This window comes from Longicatena sp. 210702-DFI.1.196 (genome assembly GCF_020563125.1).
Lineage (GTDB): Bacteria > Bacillota_I > Bacilli_A > Erysipelotrichales > Erysipelotrichaceae > Longicatena > Longicatena caecimuris.
This window is the reverse complement of the sequence record NZ_JAJCPX010000119.1, coordinates 1-307: the sequence shown is the minus strand read 5'-3', so window position 1 is coordinate 307 and position 307 is coordinate 1. Positions and strand designations below refer to the sequence as shown.

1 protein-coding gene is annotated in these 307 nt (G+C 54.7%); it reads left to right on the top strand.

What is annotated here, in order from left to right; all coding sequences use genetic code 11:
• Positions 1 to 307 (top strand): hypothetical protein (locus tag LI241_RS15615; RefSeq protein ID WP_227151492.1); only part of this gene is annotated, 307 nt, incomplete at both ends.

Genomic DNA, 307 nt, shown 5'->3' with positions numbered 1-307 from the left:
CCAAGTGCCGCTATATGGATGAGATCACCGGAAACCGTGGCGTGATCTTTGCCACTGGCACCCCGGTCAGCAACTCCATGACCGAGCTTTACACCATGCAGCGGTATCTCCAGTATGAACGCCTGCAAGAGCTGAACATGACCCACTTCGACTGCTGGGCTTCCCGATTTGGAGAGACCGTCACAGCTTTGGAGCTTGCACCGGAGGGAACCGGCTACCGGGCAAGAACGAGATTCAGCAAGTTCTTTAATCTGCCGGAGCTGATGAACCTGTTCAAAGAAGTGGCCGACATTAAGACTGCCGACCA